The following is a 16,243-nucleotide window of genomic DNA, read 5'->3' on the forward strand; positions in this document are numbered from 1 at the left end:
ATACGCCGCGAAATGGCGTTTCGCTGTGTGGCCGATCATCGCGCAAAAGGTGTGTCTGTGCGAGGATAAACGCATGGAATCGTAATGCTGCTCTACGGAATCACTGGCATGATATGGAAATCGAACGACCGTTCAGAAATAGAACACCAGTACATGCCCGCGCAGCCGTTGGATCCTCAGGTCGCCCAGTTGCTCGACCTGATCGCGCGAGCAAAGCGGCCGGCCATCCATACGATGGACCCGGTTGACGCCAAGATCGCGTACGAGAAGAGCGCGCCGATTCTGGACCTGTCGCCCGCGCCAGTGCACGGCGTGGAGGATCTTCAGGTGACCGCGCGCGACGGCCATGCCATTCCGGTGCGGCTTTACGCACCGCGCGAGGCAAGCTGGGCCGATCCGCTGCCGCTTCTGGTGTATTTCCATGGCGGTGGCTTCACGGTGGGCAGCGTCAACTCCCATGATTCGCTGTGCCGGATGTTCTGCAATGGTGCGGAGTGCCTGGTGCTGTCGGTCGATTACCGGCTGGGCCCGGAGTGGAAATTTCCGGTGGCGGCCAACGATGCCTTCGATGTTCTGCACTGGGTGTTCGAGGAAGCCGCGCGCATTGGCGCTGACGCCACGCGCATCGCGCTGGGTGGCGACAGTGCTGGCGGAACGCTGGCGGCGGCTTGCGCAGTGGAAGCCAGGGACCACGGATTGGCGCCGGTGCTGCAGATGCTGATCTACCCGGGCACCTGCGCGCGGCAGGATACGCCATCGCACCGAGCGCTGGCCGAAGGTTATCTGCTGACCGCAGAGATGATCCAGTGGTTCTTTTCGCAGTATCTGGACGTCGACGCCAGCCGTGACGACTGGCGGTTTGCTCCGCTGGACGGGGGCGGCGAAGGTGCCGACGTGAGGGACTGCTGCCCGGCCTGGATTGCGGTGGCGGGCTACGATCCGCTCCATGACGAGGGCGTGGCCTATGCAGCGAAGCTGGAAGCAGCGGGGGTGGTGGCCAGCCTGACCGACTACCCCACCATGATTCACGATTTTTTCAAGCTCGGACGTTTTATCGGCGCGGTGGCAGGCGCCCATGCGGATGCCACGGCCGCCCTGCGAAGGACGTTCGGGATATAGGGCCCCGGCCTCGCGCCATCGGGCTCTTTCGAGTATCTGACCCGTTCATAGAAAAACGGGCGGGAAGCCCCGATTCACGATTCAAACCAAGTCGCAATCGCGCATTCTTGTAGCAGAAGGAGACTCAACACATGCAACGCCGCCAATTTATCGCTCGCGCCAGCCTGCTCGCCGCCACGGTCGCGGCCAGTTTTGCCGCCATGCCGGCACACGCCCAGGCGGACAAGTTCCCGCAACGTCCGATCCGCCTGGTCGTTGGCTATACCGCTGGCGGCTCGACGGACATCCCGTTCCGTGTGCTGGCCGAGAATGCATCGAAGATCCTGGGCCAGCCCGTGATCGTCGAGAACAAGCCCGGTGCCGGTGGCGTGCTGCCCGCGCAGATGATGCAGTCGACCCAGCCTGATGGCTACACGCTGGCCCAGGTGTCCATGCCGGTGTTCCGTCTGCCGTACACCACCAAGATCAACTGGGATCCGGTCAAGGACCTGACCTATGTGATCAACCTGGCGGGCTACTCGTTCGGCCTGGTCGTGCCAGCCGATTCGCCGATCAAGACGATGCAGGACTACATCGCCTATGCCAAGGCCAATCCGGGCAAGCTGACCTATGGCTCGCCGGGCACGATGACCACGCTCCACCTGACCATGGAAGACCTGGCGATGCGCCAGGGCGTGCAGTTCTCGCATATTCCGTACAAGGGCAACTCGGAATCGATGCAGGCGCTGCTGGGTGGCCACGTGATGTCGGTGGCGGATACCCCGGCCTGGGCCCAGTACGTGGAATCCGGCAAGCTGCGCCTGCTGTCCACCTGGGGCGAGAAGCGCTCGCCGCGCTTCCCGAACGTTCCGACGCTGAAGGAACTGGGCATGGGCATCGTCCAGGCTTCGCCGTTCGGTCTGGTCGTCCCCAAGGGCACGGACCCGGCGATCGTGAAGAAGCTGCATGACGCGTTCAAGAAGGCCATGGAGATGCCGAACTACCGCGAATCGCTGGCCAAGTTCGACATGGAGCCGAACTACATGAGCAGCAGCCAGTATCAGGCGTTTGCCGCCGATACGGTCAAGCGCGAACGCGCGATCATCGAGAAACTGGGCCTGGGCAAGGGTCAGTAAGGTACGTAGAACACGGGCGTCCCACGGGGCGCCCGTTTTTTCATCTGGAGCTTCGCCCCCCATGGCCAAAGAGGATTTTCATCTCAGCATGCCACTGCGCGTGCGCTGGGCCGAGGTCGATCCGCAATCGATCGTCTTCAATGCCCACTATCTGACTTACTGCGATATCTGTTCGACCGAGTACTGGCGCGCGATTGGCGTGCGCTATCCGGAGGACTTGCTGCGCGCCCACGGCGTGGACATCTTTGTGGTCAAGTCCACGCTGGAGTACCACGCATCGGCACGGTTTGACGAGATGCTCGATATTCGCGGCCGCATGGCGCGGCTGGGCCGGTCGAGCATGGTGTTCCGCGTGGAAATGTATCGCGGCGACGAGCACCTGATCACCGGGGAGGTGGTCTACGTCTGCGCCGATCCGCAGACGCAGAAATCGGCGCCGATCCCGGCATCGGTGCGGGAGCGGATCGAAGCGTGGGAGATTGTGAAGCCTGCTGCGTGAGGTGGGATGATGTTTGATGTGCTTGCGCTCTCCCGCGCGCGGCAGAGCGCAAGCCTGTCAATCCTGTCGACCGCGACCTCACCGGATCAGAGCTTGACCGCCGCATCCTCCGCATAAGCCCGAATCACGTCGTCAAAGCTCGCGTCGCTCTCGAATCCCAGTTCGCGCGCGCGCGACACATCCCACGCCGCCGGCCACGTGCCGACGATCTTCTCGATGCGCTCTTCGCGTTCCCACGTCACGCGATCGGCCACCGCGTCACCGGCCACGCGCCGCAGCGCTTCCACCATCTGCGCCGCCGTGACCGACAGCCCCGGCAGATTCACCACCCGGCGATTGCCGAAGCGCGCGCCATCGAGTTCGATGCCGTTGACCAGCGCCTGGATCGCGCCGCGTGGCGAGAGCAGCCACAGCGGCGTTTCCGGTGCCACAGGGCAATTTGCCGTCACGCCCGACAACGGTTCGCGGATGATGCCGCTGGCGAACGACGACGCCGCGGCATTCGGCTTGCCGGGCCGCACGCTGATCGTCGGCAGCCGCAGCACGCGGCCATCGACAAAACCGCGCCGGCTGTAGTCGGACAGCAGCAATTCGCCGATGGCCTTCTGCACGCCGTATGACGATTGCGGATTCAGCGCGGTATCGTCCTGCACCACCGGGGGCAACTTGCCGCCATAGACGGCGACCGAGCTGGTGAACACCACGCGCGGCGCATGCGCCAACTGGCGGCACGTCTCCAGCAGCGCGCGCGAGGCGTCAAGGTTCACGCGCATTCCCAGGTCGAAATCGGCCTCGGCCTGACCGCTGACTACCGCGGCCAGATGGAAGATTGCGTCGGTATCGCGGTCGATGGCCTGCGCCAGCACGGCGGGATCGGACAGGTCGCCCGTCACCACGCGCACGCGGGCATCGTCGATCTGCGGCGCCACCACGTCGAGCAGCGTGAGCCGGTCGATCGTGACGGCCTTGCCATCCAGGTTCAGCGTGCCGCGTTTGAGCAGCAGACGGGCCAGTTGCAGGCCCAGGAAGCCGGCGCCGCCGGTAATCAGTACGTTCATGGTTGCGGAGTGTTCGTCATTGGCGTGGTCGGTACGGAGCGGAAACGGCCGTGACAGGCCCGAATCAGCGCTTCAGCCAGGGCTTGATCCAGCCCAGACCTTCCGAAGTGCCGCCACGCGGGCGGTATTCGCAGCCGATCCAGCCCGTGTATCCGAGCCGGTCGATGACGTCGAAGAGGTACGGGTAGTTCAGTTCGCCGATATCGGGTTCGTGGCGTTCGGGCACGCCGGCGATCTGGATATGGCCAATCCCCGCGAAGTCGCGTTCGAGCTTCTTCGCGATATCACCCTCGACGATCTGGCAGTGATAGCAGTCGAACTGGACCTTGAGATTGGCCGCGCCCACCTGGCGGCAAATGGTCTGGCCTTCGTCCTGGCGGTTCAGGAAATAGCCCGGCATGTCGCGGGTGTTGATCGGCTCGATCAGCACCGTGATGCCGTGCGACGCGGCCGAGGCAGAGGCATAGGCCAGGTTCTCGATATAGACGGCGCGGCAGCGGGCGTGGTCGGCGTCGGCCGGCACGATGCCTGCCATCACGTGCACGCGGTCGTTGCCGAGCACGGCAGCGTATTCGAGGGCCTTCGCGAATGCCGTGCGGAACTCGGTCTCGCGGCCGGGCAGCGCGGCGATGCCACGCTCGCCGGCGCCCCAGTCACCGGGCGGCGCGTTGAACAGGGCCTGGGTCAGGCCGTGGTCGTCGAGCCGCTTGCGGATCTCGGCGGCCGGATGGTCGTACGGGAACAGGTATTCCACGGCCTGGAACCCGTCCTTTGCCGCAGCGGCAAAGCGGTCCAGAAAGTCGTGCTCCGTGTACATCATCGAAAGGTTCGCGGCGAAGCGCGGCATGTCAGGTCTCCTTGAACTTCAGATTCGATATCAGCGGTTGACGAGCTTCGCCGGGGTCAGCCAGACCAGCAGGGCGCCCACGACCAGGATCGCCGACAGCACGTACATCGGCAATTGCGTGCTTTGCGTCATGTCCTTGAGCGCGCCGACCATATACGGCGATACGAAGCCTGCCAGATTGCCCACAGAGTTCACCACGGCGATACCCGAGGCGGCGGCGATGCCGCTCAGGAACGCGGTCGGCAGCGACCAGAACAGCGGGGCGCATGTCAGCACGCCGGCGGCGGCCAGCGACAGCGCTGCAATGGCCACGGTCGTATTGTGGGTGAACGACGCCGCAATCGCAAAGCCCGTGGCGCCCATCAGTGCCGGCACGATCAGGTGCCAGCGGCGCTCACGGCGCGCGTCGGCGCTGTGGCCCAGGATGTTCATGACGACGATGGCGCAGAGGAACGGGATGGCCGACAGCAGGCCGATGTTGAAGTTGCCTGTCACGCCGCTGGCCTTGACCAGCGTCGGCATCCAGAACGTCAGCGCGTACTGGCCGGTCACGAAGCAGAAGTAGATCAGGCACATCCACCACACACGGCTGTCGCTGAACACGGCGCCCAGCGAATGCAAGTTGCGCTGGCCGCCTGTGGCGGCCGCGGCCGACGCGGCGCGCTCGTCGTCCTCGATATTGCGCTTGAGCACGTGCTTTTCATCGGGGCTGAGCCACGGGGCGCGGTCGATGCCATCGCGCAGCACGAAAATCGTCGCGATGCCGATCGCGAAGGCCGGCAGGGCCTCGATGAAGAACATCCATTGCCAGCCGGTCCAGCCATGGGTGTTGTGGAACGCGTCCATGATCCAGCCTGACAGCGGGTTGCCGAACATGCCGGCCACTGGAATGCCCGACATGAACAGCGCGATCATCTTGGCGCGGCGGTGCGACGGATACCAGTACGTCAGGTACAGAATCACGCCCGGATAGAAGCCCGCTTCGGCCAGGCCCAGCAGGAAGCGCATGACGTAGAACTGCGTTGGCGTCTGCACGAACACGAACGCGGCAGAGATGATGCCCCAGGTGATCATGATCCGCGCGATCCAGATGCGCGCGCCGATGCGGTGCATCAGCAGGTTGCTGGGCACCTCGAACAGGAAGTACCCGATGAAGAACAGGCCGGCGCCAAGGCCGAACACGGTTTCCGAGAACTGCAGGTCCTGCGCCATCTGCAACTTGGCAAAGCCGACGTTGACGCGGTCGAGATACGCGATCACGTAGCAGAGCATCAGGAACGGCATGATGCGCCAGAACACCTTGTTGTAGGCGCGTTTTTCGATGGTGCCGTCGGCGTCCAGCCGGGCGTCGGCAACAGGGGTCCCCACCGCGGGGTTGGAAGCGGTCATTGGAAGTCTCCACGTGTATGGAAAGTGCAGCCGGTTTGCTCCCACTCCCGTATGGCGGGAGAGGGGTTGGGAGAGGGCAGGGGCTTTGTTTTGCGGAGTTGCCCTGGGGATGCGCTGTCCCTCTCCCCGGCCCCTCTCCCACTGTGCGGGAGAGGGGGGAACAGGTTAGTAGTCGTGTGTCACCACCTCACCTTGAACGCATCGCGCAGTTCCGTCAGCGCGGCCTCGTCCAGCGGGGCAGGTTTTTCGCCGCGCATCATCCAGAGCTTCGCCGTTTCTTCGAGTTCTTCGAGCGCATAGGCCGCGCGTGACACACTGTCTTCCCACACCACTGGCCCCAGCCGTGCCAGCAGGACACCGCGCACCTCATTGGCCAGTCGGGCCACGCGCGCGGCGACGGCAGGGTCGCCAGGGCGGTGATACGGAATCAGGGGGATATGGCCAACCTTCATCACGTAGTACGGCGTGATCGGGGGCAGCACGTCGTCCGGATGCCAGACACCGGCCAGCGTCAGCGCCACCAGATGCGTGGAATGCGTATGCACCACGCCGTGCGCGTTCGGGTTGTTGTCGTAGACGCAACGATGCAGCGTCAACGTCTTCGACGGCTTGTCGCCCGACACCCAGCCGCCATCGGGCGACACCTTGGCGACCCTGGCCGGATCGAGCGTGCCCAGGCAGGCGTCAGTGGGCGTGATCAGCCAGCCATCGTCGAGCCGGGCGCTGATATTGCCTGCCGTGCCCACCGTGTAGCCACGCTGATACAGGCTGGCGCCGACGCGGCAGATCTCTTCGCGCAGTGCGCTTTCGTTGCTCATTGCGGTGCCCCCAGTGCTTGCAACGCTTCGTCGAAGAAGTTCTCGCCGCCGAAGTTGCCGGATTTCAGTGCCAGTCCCAGCGGCGCATCGTCCAGCGTGACCGTAGCCGGCACGCCTGGCGCGATCTGCGAACCGATGCGCAGCGACTGCACGCCCAGCGCCTGCACCACCGCACCGGAGGTTTCGCCGCCGGCCACCACGAAGCGCCGCGTGCCGCGTGCCTTGAGGCTGGCGGCGATGCTCGCCAGCGCGTGCTCGACCAACTCGCCCGCGCGTGCGACGCCGAGTTCGGCCTGCACGGCCTTGACTTCATCGGGTTGGGCGGTGGCATAGATCAGCACCGGTTCGCCGTGATTGCCCGCGAAGGCCAGTGCGTCATCCACGACCGTGTCTCCACGCGCCAGACGCAGCGGATCGATCCGCAGGGCGGGGCGCTTCTGCGCGATCCAGTGCGCCACCTGACCGTTCGTGGCACGCGACGCGCTGCCCGCCAGCACCACACCATGACCATGCACGGGCGGGACTTCCGCGGCGTCGGTGCGCGCAGGCAGCAGTCCGGCGCGACGGAAGTTCTCGGGCAGGCCCAGCGCGATGCCGGAGCCGCCCGTGATCAGCGGCAGCGCGGCGCAGCCTTCGCCCAGCGCGAACAGGTCGGCATCGGAAATGGCATCGGCGATCACCAGCTTCACGCCCTCGCCACGCAGCGCGTCAATGCGCGCGCGCACGGCGTTCGCGCCCTGGGCGACGGTGTCGTAGCGCAACAGACCGACCTTGGCCTGGCTCTGACCCTGCAACACCCGCACGAGGTTGGCGTCGGTCATCGGCGTAAGCGGATGGTGCTCCATGCCCGATTCGTTGAGCAGGGCGTCCGCCACGAACAGATGGCCGCGGAAAATCGTGCGGCCGTTTTCCGGAAAGGCCGGGCAGGCAATCGTGAAGTCGCTGCCCAGCGCGTCGAGCAGGGCTTCGGCCACGGGGCCGATATTGCCGGCGTCGGTGGAGTCGAACGTCGAGCAGTACTTGAACACGAACTGCCGGCAGCCTTGTTCGCGCAGCCAGCGCAGTGCGTCGAGCGATTGCGCCACCGCGTTGCTGGCCGGGATCGTGCGCGATTTCAGTGCCACGACGATGGCATCGGCTTCCACGGCGGATGCCGGCACGCCGATCGTCTGCACGGTCCGCATGCCATTGCGGACGAGCGTGTTGGCCAGATCCGTGGCGCCGGTGAAATCGTCGGCAATACAGCCGAGCAGAGGACGATTCATCGTCTGACTCCTTTGCCTTGGGTTACCTGGCCTTCGGGCCGGGCAGGTCGATGCCCGGGAAGATCTTGATCACGGCCGAATCGTCTTCACCGCCATGCCCGGCGGTGGACGCCATCATGAACATCTGGTGCGCGGCGGCCGAGAGCGGCAGCGGGAATTTGCTGGTGCGCGCGGTATCGAGCACCATGCCCAGGTCCTTGACGAAGATGTCGACAGCGGACAGCGGGGTGTAGTCGCCCGTCAGGATGTGTGGCACGCGGTTCTCAAACATCCACGAGTTGCCGGCGCTATGCGTGATCACGTCGTAGAGCGCGTCGGGGTTCACGCCTTCGCGCAGGCCCAGGGCCATGGCTTCGGCTGCTGCGGCGATATGCACGCCCGCCAGCAACTGGTTGATGATCTTGACCTTCGATCCCGCGCCATGCGCGTCGCCCAGGCGATAGACCTTGCCGGCCATCGCGACCAGCACGTCCTCGGCCATGGCGTAGGCCGCGGCGGGACCGGAGGTCATCATCGTCATCTCGCCGCTGGCCGCGCGCGCCGCGCCACCCGACACGGGGGCATCGAGCATCAGCAGGCCACGCTCGCCCAGGCGCTTGCCGAGCGCTTCGGCAAATCCGGGCGGCACGGTGGCACTGGCAATGACGAGCTTGCCTGCGGTCATTTTCGACACGGCGCCTTGTTCGCCGAACAGCACGGTTTCCGTCTGCGCGGCGTTGACGACGAGCGTGATCACCACGTCGCAACGCTCGCCGAGTTCGGCAGGGCTGCCGCAGGGCGTGCCACCGGCTTCCGCGAAGCGGCGCAGCACCTCGTCACGCAAATCAAATGCATGAACGTTGAAGCCGGCGCGCAGCAGCGACTGCGCCACGCCGTAGCCCATCGCGCCCAAGCCGATGACGCCAATATTCCTGGACATGGATAACTCCTGAATGCGTGTTTGGTGCGTTTTGGTGCGTATTGCTGCGTTAGTGCGACGGGCCAGCCGGCTGGTCGCCAGCGGCGGAGTCATCCTCGCCCAACTGGGAGAGCCGGCGCGCCGCGTTGTACATGTGGTTCTGGGCCGCGTTGCGCGCGGCATCGGGGTCGCCGGCGCGGATGGCGGCGACGATGGCCTGGTGCTCCTCCCGTACCTGGCGCGAAAAATCCTCGCGCCGCGCTTCGTTGGTTCGCGTGACGCGGGTGGCGGTTTCCAGGTACTGGCTCAGGAATGCCAGTGTCTTGAGGAAATACGGATTGCCGGTGGCTTCGGCGATGGCGCGATGAAAGCCGACGTCGGCATCGACGCCATCGCCGCCAGCGGCCACTTCGGCGTCGATACGTGCCAGCGCGGCGTCGATATTGGCCATGGTCGCGTCGGTACGGCGCCGGGCGGCCTGCGCGGCCACTTCGGCTTCGATCGAGCGTCGCAGTTCGACGATCTGCAGCACCGATTCGAGCGTGCCCACGTCGGTGTAGTCGATGCGCAGCGGGTGGATGCCGGCCTGCTCGGTCACGAACACGCCGCTGCCCTGGCGCGATTCCACGAGGCCTTCGTACTTGAGTCGCGCGATGGCCTCGCGGATCACGGTACGGCTCACGCCGAACTCCTCGGACAGCACGGCCTCGGTGGGCAGCTTGGCGCCGCGCGGAAACATGCCGTCCTCGATCTTCTCGAGCAGTTGTTCGGCAACGCTGTCGGTCAGCGCGCGGGCAGGAATCTTTCGGAACATCGTCATCATGTCATCGGGTAGTCATGTCATCATACAAATTTCATGGAAGGATGGCAGGAGGGTATTCCCTATGGTGGTGCGCCGCATGGCCGGTAATCGCACGGCGTAGCTCGGCGCCTTGATGCCACCGGGCGTATCATTGCGCCTCATTTCAGGCTCTTCGAACCGCTCCTCACCATGTCCGCATCCACGCCAACCGCCGCCCCCGTACTGGTCTGCCTCTGGGAAGAAGCCCGCGAGCGCGCCCGGGCAATCCGCTACGCCGTTTTCGTCGAGGAGCAGGGGGTGCCGGTAGAACTGGAGTGGGATGAGATGGATGCGCCAAGCTGGCATGCGCTGGCATTCGCCGTGGATGGCGTGCCGGTAGCCACTGGCCGCCTGCTGCCGGATGGCCATATTGGCCGCATGGCGGTACTCAAGTCCGCGCGTGGCACCGGCGTGGGCGCGAAGGTGCTCGACGCGCTGATGGCCAAGGCCACCGAACTGGGCTATCCCGAACTGATCCTCAACGCCCAGACCCATGCAGCGCCGTTCTACGCGAGGGTAGGTTTCGAGCAGGTGGGTGACGAGTTCGAGGAAGCCGGCATCCCGCACATCGAGATGCGCAAGCGGATCCGCTGATCCGCCTGAAGACAGTCAGCGCGGCGCGGGTACTGTGCCCGTGTCGCGTGCCAGATTGAGTCGTCCGCGATAGGAGACCTCACCGGTCTGGCCATCGGCATCGAAGCTGCGCTCGACGAAGTCGAAGCGGCCGTCATGCATCACGCGCAGCACGGTGCTGGCACGCGTGCCGTAGTTCGGCGAACGGATGAATGCCGACGACAGCAGCTTTTCCCATTCGGGTGTGACGCCCGTGCTCGGCAGTTCCCAGTCGGGCGCCTGCCGATCCTCCGCAAGCAACTGCAGGTACGACTCCACGTTTGATCCGATCTGGCCGCGATCGGCTGCCAGGACTTCGCACATCGCGCCCACGCGGCTGCGCACCTTGGGCCAGGGCGTGTCGAGCAATGCATTTGACAAGCCATACAGGCCCGGCTTGAGCCGCTGCGGCACGCGGGACTTCGAACGGTTGCTGTACCACCAGAGGTCATGCAGATCGCTGGCCAGCAGGTTGAAGCCGTTGTAGGCGCCGTGGGCTCCGGCCAGGTCGTGCAGATAGTCGGCCGGCGGTTGATCGCCGCGCAGGAAATGCGCCACCAGCTCGCCGCGTGAGCGGGCATCGGTACGTTTTTCCGAGGGCGCGCGATAGTTTGTCAGGGCGGCGAACCTTGCGCCGACCGGGGTGTCCTGCCCGTGCTGGGCACCGGCAATACCCATCCATGTGCCGGCGTCACCGATGACCTCAGCGAGGTCACGGCCGCCCAGCACTCCGGGGGCATCCCGCCACCAGTCCGCGGGCGCGGCGGGGCGGGCATAGAATTCGTCGCGGTTGGCGGCAACCACCAGGGGGTAGTCCGGGTGAGATTGCCAGGCAACCAGAATGAGACACATATTCCTTCCTTTACAGCTCGTTCGGCATCGCGCGAATCTCGTAAGGCGTGTGATTCGTGCGGTGGCGCGGGCGCGAAATCAGAGCACGTCGAGATCGACGAACCGCTCGCTCATCCGCTCGCCGCTGATCCACTGCGTCAGCCCGCTTTGCCGCCAGAGCCCATCGAGCGCGGCGTCGAATGCGGGAGGGACGTCGGCGTAACTCTCCATCCATGTCTGCAGACCGGCGCGAGTTTCCGGCCTGCGCATCAGCGTACCACCAACCCCGGTCGCCTCGGCGACCGTTTCCATCCAGCGATGCCAGTGCGGCAGAGCCTCTGCGGCCCGGTCGTCCGGCACCTTGAAGTAGACGTAGAGATGATCGCTCATGACGATGCTCCCGTGGCGGTCATCCGGCCGCTTCCGCCTCGTTTGGCAGTGGCACTTCGTACGGCAGCGCACCCGTGGACACGGCCGGTCCGCTTGCGGCGCCCAGATGCAGCGCGCCACTGGCGGCGTCGATCTTCAACTCGGCCAGTCCTTCCCAACCACCTTGGGGCGCCGGCGCGGCGTTGACCAGCATACCGCATGGCTGCTCCGGATCCTCGGGGCGGAAAATCTCCGCCGCCGCAGCCGGGACATCGCCCGTGCCACGCACGCGCCACATGCGGCGCTTGAGCGTGCCGCGATACTGGCTACGCGCGACGACCTCCTGGCCCGGATAGCAGCCCTTGCGGAAATTCACGCCGCCAATCAGTTCGAAGTTGATCATCTGCGGCACGAACTGCTCCTGCGTGGCCGCGGCGATGCGGGGGATGCCCGAGGCGACATCGAGCCAGTCCCAGAACGCGGGCGAGGCGACGGCCAGCGTAGCGCCGAGCGATTGCTGAAGGGCTTCGATGCGCGCGGCCGGAGCGACGATCTGCCAGCGCGGCTCGCCGTCAGCATCGGCCAGGCGAATGACGGTCACGTCGCCGTCGGATACCGTGGCCAGCGGTGCTTGGGGAGCAGGCAGGCCAGCCTGTTGTAGCGCGGCTTCCGCGCCAGCCCCGGCGATGCCAAGGATGCCGTGCGTGGCGGACAGGTCCGACAGCTTCGCCTTGGCCCGCAGCACGAACATGGTCAGGCGCTTCTGGATTGGCGGCTGGATGTCGGCGGAGAGTTGCAGCACGATGCCATCGGCATCGCGCCACATCAGGAAGCTGGCTATCAGCCGGCCCTTGGGCGAGCAGTAGCCGGCCAGGCGGGCCGTGCTCGCGGTCAGGTCTTCAACGGCGTTGGTGAGCTGGCTGTGCAGGAAAGTGGCGGCATCATCGCCAGCCACGCGGATCAGGCCAAGTCCGCCCGGCGCGGTGACGATACCAGCGGCGCGCAGGGATTTCAGGCTTTGGTCGAGGGACGGAAAATCGGTGGAGGACATGCAGACGGTCCTGAATGGCGTATGAATTAGGGGCGGCGCCGTGCACGGCGCGTTCTCGTAACTTGCGGTGACACATCGGCCACAAGGCTCCCGGTATTATATGGGCCTGTCGCCATTCCGGCCGGCTGCCACCATGATCCCGACCCGCCGGCGGGGACATCGCGGCCGGTCTTTGCTTGCTACTACATGAAACGTCTGTTCCTGCGCCTGGTCGGGGTTCTGGTGGTCTTCGCCATGGCCGCCGCCGGTGGCTTTGCCTGGTGGGCTCACCAGCCGCTAGGCCTGACCACATCTCCGATCGAAGTCGTCATCAAGCCGAATTCCGGCGTCCTCAGCGTGGGTCGGCAGATCCAGCGCGGTGGCGTGGGCATGGACCCGCGCCTGTTCCAGATACTGGTCCGCATCACCGGCCACGGCCCGGACCTCAAGGCCGGGGGCTACCAGTTCGAGACCGGCGCCACGCCGCTGGACGTGATCGGCAAACTGGCCCGGGGCGAGGTCACGCACTACGTTGTGACCGTTATCGAGGGTTGGGAATTCCGCAAGATGCGCGCGGTCGTGGATGCCAACCCCGCGCTGAAGCACGACACGCTGGGCATGTCCGACACCGATTTGATGCACGCGATCGGCGCGACCGAATCCGCGCCGGAAGGGCTGTTCTTTCCCGATACCTATCTGTTCGCGCGCGGCAGCAGCGATATCGAACTCTACAAGCACGCCTATCGCGCCATGCAGCGGCGCCTGAACGAGGCCTGGAACGCACGCGCGCCCGACCTGCCGTACAAGACGCCGTACGAGGCGCTGGTGATGGCATCCATCATCGAAAAGGAGACGGGGCAGGCGGCGGAGCGCCCGATGATCGCGGCTGTGTTCGTCAACCGTCTGCGCAAGAACATGATGCTGCAGACCGATCCGACTGTGATCTACGGCCTGGGTGAGCAATTCGACGGCAACCTGCGCAAGAGGGATCTGCTGACGGACACCCCGTACAATACGTACACCCGTACCGGTCTGCCGCCGACGCCGATTGCCTTGCCGAGTCTGGCGTCGCTGGCCGCGGCCACGACGCCGGCGCCATCGGACGCCTTGTATTTCGTGGCACGCGGCGACGGCAGCAGCCATTTCTCCAATTCACTACCCGAACACAATCGCGCGGTCGACAAGTACCAGCGCGGCAAACCATAAGGTCATGCGCGGAAAATTCATCACCTTCGAGGGCATCGATGGCGCGGGCAAGAGCACCCATATCGAGTGGGTGGCCGAGCGCCTGCGCGTGCGCGCAAATGTCGTCACTACCCGGGAGCCGGGCGGCACGCCGCTGGGCGAAGACCTGCGCCAGTTGCTGCTGCACCGGAAGATGCATCTCGAAACCGAGGCGCTGCTGATGTTCGCGGCGCGCCGCGAGCACATCGCCGAAGTCATCGAGCCCGCGCTGGCGCGCGGCGACTGGGTCATCTCGGATCGTTTTACCGATGCCACGTTTGCCTATCAGGGCGGTGGGCGTGGGCTGGCGCTCGATCGACTTGCCGCGCTCGAGCAATGGGTGCAGGGCGGTCTTCAGCCCGACCTGACGCTGCTGTTCGACGTTCCGCTGGAAACCGCGAGCGCGCGTCTGGCCGGGGCCCGTGAGCCCGACAAGTTCGAGGCCGAGTCCCGCGCCTTCTTCGAACGGACCCGCACTGAATATCTGCGCCGCGCGGCGGAAGCGCCACAACGCTTTCGGGTCATCGACGCAACGCGCTCGATCGACGAGATTCGTGTGACGCTCGAGGAAATCCTCGCAACGCTTTGATTTCTAGTAGCTATATTCGTATTGTGATGTCGATACCGATGACTCCGACAATACATGAGATGGCTGCGCTAACCGATTGAACCTGAATGCTTTATCCCTGGCAACGAGATGACTGGCATCGGCTGACCGCGCTACGCGACCGGCTGCCGCACGCGCTGCTGCTTCACGGCCAGCAAGGCATCGGCAAGCGCGATCTGGCGTTGCACTTCGCGCAGGGCCTGCTTTGCGAAAGCGCGCTGCCCGATGGCCAGCCCTGCAATACCTGCAGCGCCTGCCACTGGTTTGGTCAGGGCAACCATCCCGATTTCACGGTGGTTCGGCCCGAGGCACTGGAAGCTGGCGCCGGAGAGGCCGAAGGCGATGGCGAGAGCAGCAGCAAGAAGAAGGCGCCGAGCAAGATCATCCGCATGGAGCAGGTGCGGGCGCTGATCGAGGCGGTGGGCGTTGGCACGCACCGCGCGGGTTTGCGCGTGGTGGTGGTCTATCCGCTCGACGCGTTGCAGACCGAAGGCGCCAACGCGCTGCTCAAGACGCTCGAGGAGCCGCCGCCATCCACGGTGTTCCTGCTGGTCACGGACCGTATCGACCGTGTGTTGCCAACGATCCTGTCCCGTTGCCGCCAGTTCTCGATGACGCGGCCGACCAGTGCGGATGCGCTCGACTGGCTGCGCGGGCAGGGGGTGGCCGATGTGGAGGCGCAGCTGGCACTGGCCGGAGGTGCGCCGCTGACCGCGCTGCACGCGGCCGAGGCCGAGGAACAGCCCTTGCAGCGCTGGCTGGTCGGCCAACTCGGTAGCGCGGCTGCGCTCGATGCCCTGGCCGCTGCGGAGCAGTTGCAGAAGTTGCCGATTCCCGCCGTGCTCGGCATCCTGCAACGCTGGACGTACGATCTGCTGGCGCTCTGCCTGGGCACGGGTGCCGTGCGTTACTTTCCGAAGGAGCAGACGGCACTGACCCGCTGCGCCAGCGCAACCGACGCGCATCGGCTGCAGGCGTTCGCCGCTCGGCTGGTCGGACATCGCCGCAACGAGAACCATCCGTTGGCCGCGCGCCTCGTGATGGAGTCGGTGTTGCTCGATTACCGACAATTGTTCCGTTAGCGTGCGTCTCGCGGTAGGAATCGTGCCGCACACGTGGTACAAGTCGAACAAAGCAAATTTCAAATAGCCCGCACAAAGCGGGCAATGCTGCAATAAGGGGTCAAGATGAACACACCAGCCATAGCGGCGCCGACACGACCAGCGGTCGGTCCCGCCACGATTCCCAATCCTGCGACGACCGGCCGCCCGAACGTGTTGTCACTGTCGATCAAGGACCAGGCAGGGCTGTATGCGGCCTATATGCCGTTCCTGGCGCGAGGCGGGATCTTCGTGCCGTCGAACCGGCCGTTCAGGCTTGGGGAGCAGGTATTTCTGGTGCTGTCGCTGCTGGATCGCCCGCAGAAGTACCAGGTGCAAGGTACTGTCGCGTGGATCACGCCGGTCGGCACGCCGATGAAGACGCCAGGCGTGGGGGTACATCTCCCGGACGACGATATTGGCCGTTCGCTGAAGCGCGCGGTGGAAGAGATTCTTGGCAAGACGATTGAATCCGGGCGACCGACCCAGACCCTGTAGTGCATCTGAAGTTGCTGTGTTGCGCGAAATATTAGTTGCAACTTGTTGTTATTTATGAATGTTTTTGGTTTTGCCGCGGGTATCGTCATTCGATGCCGGGCCGGTGACCATGGCGTCGAGCGA

The 16,243-nt window shown here is 65.1% G+C and carries 18 protein-coding genes; 8 read left to right on the top strand and 10 right to left on the bottom strand.

Annotated features, from left to right (window positions below):
• Nucleotides 1-153 precede the first annotated feature (153 nt).
• The 3 genes from B2246_RS19645 to B2246_RS19655 all read left to right on the top strand — a co-directional run bounded on the left by B2246_RS19645 (nucleotide 154) and on the right by B2246_RS19655 (nucleotide 2,733).
• On the top strand, nucleotides 154-1,119 hold the full coding sequence (locus B2246_RS19645; protein WP_414646345.1) for an alpha/beta hydrolase: 966 nt from the start codon (nucleotides 154-156) through the stop codon (nucleotides 1,117-1,119).
• A gap of 131 nt (nucleotides 1,120-1,250) precedes the next feature.
• Nucleotides 1,251-2,234 carry a tripartite tricarboxylate transporter substrate binding protein gene (locus B2246_RS19650; protein WP_008650211.1) on the top strand — a complete coding sequence of 328 codons (984 nt, stop codon included), beginning with the start codon at nucleotides 1,251-1,253 and terminating at the stop codon, nucleotides 2,232-2,234.
• Nucleotides 2,235-2,295: 61 nt separating this feature from the next.
• On the top strand, nucleotides 2,296-2,733 hold the full coding sequence (locus tag B2246_RS19655) for a YbgC/FadM family acyl-CoA thioesterase (protein ID WP_008650210.1): 438 nt from the start codon (nucleotides 2,296-2,298) through the stop codon (nucleotides 2,731-2,733).
• A gap of 86 nt (nucleotides 2,734-2,819) precedes the next feature.
• Here B2246_RS19655 and denD read toward each other — a convergent pair whose 3' ends face one another.
• From denD to B2246_RS19690, 7 genes are all read right to left on the bottom strand, one after another.
• Nucleotides 2,820-3,791, bottom strand: a complete 972-nt coding sequence (denD, locus tag B2246_RS19660; protein WP_286880573.1) for a D-erythronate dehydrogenase — start codon at nucleotides 3,789-3,791, stop codon at nucleotides 2,820-2,822.
• A 64-nt stretch (nucleotides 3,792-3,855) separates the two neighbouring features.
• On the bottom strand, nucleotides 3,856-4,638 hold the full coding sequence (gene otnI / locus B2246_RS19665; protein WP_286880574.1) for a 2-oxo-tetronate isomerase: 783 nt from the start codon (nucleotides 4,636-4,638) through the stop codon (nucleotides 3,856-3,858).
• A gap of 30 nt (nucleotides 4,639-4,668) precedes the next feature.
• The gene (locus tag B2246_RS19670) at nucleotides 4,669-6,027 is read right to left on the bottom strand and encodes an MFS transporter (RefSeq protein WP_024569878.1); all 1,359 of its coding nucleotides are present in this window, start codon (nucleotides 6,025-6,027) and stop codon (nucleotides 4,669-4,671) included.
• Nucleotides 6,028-6,206: 179 nt separating this feature from the next.
• Entirely contained in the window at nucleotides 6,207-6,845 is a 639-nt protein-coding gene (locus B2246_RS19675) for an aldolase (RefSeq protein ID WP_035882678.1), read from the bottom strand.
• Entirely contained in the window at nucleotides 6,842-8,110 is a 1,269-nt protein-coding gene (gene otnK / locus B2246_RS19680) for a 3-oxo-tetronate kinase (protein ID WP_286880576.1), read from the bottom strand. Before otnK ends, B2246_RS19675 begins: the two co-directional genes overlap by 4 nt.
• A 22-nt stretch (nucleotides 8,111-8,132) precedes the next feature.
• Nucleotides 8,133-9,191 (bottom strand): L-threonate dehydrogenase, encoded by a 1,059-nt coding sequence (ltnD, locus tag B2246_RS19685; RefSeq protein ID WP_337360705.1) that lies wholly within the window; start codon nucleotides 9,189-9,191, stop codon nucleotides 8,133-8,135.
• Entirely contained in the window at nucleotides 9,079-9,822 is a 744-nt protein-coding gene (locus B2246_RS19690; protein ID WP_286880577.1) for a FadR/GntR family transcriptional regulator, read from the bottom strand. The genes ltnD and B2246_RS19690 overlap by 113 nt, the downstream gene beginning before the upstream one ends.
• A gap of 177 nt (nucleotides 9,823-9,999) precedes the next feature.
• Here B2246_RS19690 and B2246_RS19695 point away from each other — a divergent pair, with 177 nt between their 5' ends.
• Entirely contained in the window at nucleotides 10,000-10,443 is a 444-nt protein-coding gene (locus tag B2246_RS19695; RefSeq protein WP_008650199.1) for a GNAT family N-acetyltransferase, read from the top strand.
• Between the two features lie 15 nt (nucleotides 10,444-10,458).
• On the opposite strand, the gene B2246_RS19700 is transcribed toward B2246_RS19695, so the two are convergent.
• The 3 genes from B2246_RS19700 to B2246_RS19710 all read right to left on the bottom strand — a co-directional run bounded on the left by B2246_RS19700 (nucleotide 10,459) and on the right by B2246_RS19710 (nucleotide 12,712).
• Nucleotides 10,459-11,313, bottom strand: a complete 855-nt coding sequence (locus B2246_RS19700; protein WP_286880578.1) for an NRDE family protein — start codon at nucleotides 11,311-11,313, stop codon at nucleotides 10,459-10,461.
• Between the two features lie 78 nt (nucleotides 11,314-11,391).
• Complete coding sequence (locus B2246_RS19705; RefSeq protein ID WP_008650194.1) at nucleotides 11,392-11,682, bottom strand: DUF4936 family protein; 291 nt, start codon at nucleotides 11,680-11,682, stop codon at nucleotides 11,392-11,394.
• Between the two features lie 19 nt (nucleotides 11,683-11,701).
• On the bottom strand, nucleotides 11,702-12,712 hold the full coding sequence (locus B2246_RS19710; protein ID WP_035882689.1) for a YgfZ/GcvT domain-containing protein: 1,011 nt from the start codon (nucleotides 12,710-12,712) through the stop codon (nucleotides 11,702-11,704).
• Between the two features lie 186 nt (nucleotides 12,713-12,898).
• Between B2246_RS19710 and mltG the strand changes: the two genes are divergently transcribed.
• The 4 genes from mltG (at nucleotide 12,899) to B2246_RS19730 (ending at nucleotide 16,120) form a co-directional block, all read left to right on the top strand.
• The gene (gene mltG, locus B2246_RS19715) at nucleotides 12,899-13,897 is read left to right on the top strand and encodes an endolytic transglycosylase MltG (RefSeq protein ID WP_035882690.1); all 999 of its coding nucleotides are present in this window, start codon (nucleotides 12,899-12,901) and stop codon (nucleotides 13,895-13,897) included.
• A 4-nt stretch (nucleotides 13,898-13,901) separates the two neighbouring features.
• Nucleotides 13,902-14,504: a dTMP kinase gene (gene tmk / locus B2246_RS19720; protein WP_035882691.1), complete on the top strand. Its 603-nt coding sequence runs from the start codon at nucleotides 13,902-13,904 to the stop codon at nucleotides 14,502-14,504.
• A gap of 86 nt (nucleotides 14,505-14,590) precedes the next feature.
• The gene (locus B2246_RS19725) at nucleotides 14,591-15,604 is read left to right on the top strand and encodes a DNA polymerase III subunit delta' (protein ID WP_035882693.1); all 1,014 of its coding nucleotides are present in this window, start codon (nucleotides 14,591-14,593) and stop codon (nucleotides 15,602-15,604) included.
• Nucleotides 15,605-15,709: 105 nt separating this feature from the next.
• Complete coding sequence (locus B2246_RS19730) at nucleotides 15,710-16,120, top strand: PilZ domain-containing protein (RefSeq protein ID WP_011516555.1); 411 nt, start codon at nucleotides 15,710-15,712, stop codon at nucleotides 16,118-16,120.
• Nucleotides 16,121-16,243: the final 123 nt, after the last annotated feature.

The sequence above is a fragment of the Cupriavidus sp. UBA2010 genome, from assembly GCF_002335265.1.
Taxonomy (GTDB): domain Bacteria; phylum Pseudomonadota; class Gammaproteobacteria; order Burkholderiales; family Burkholderiaceae; genus Cupriavidus; species Cupriavidus metallidurans.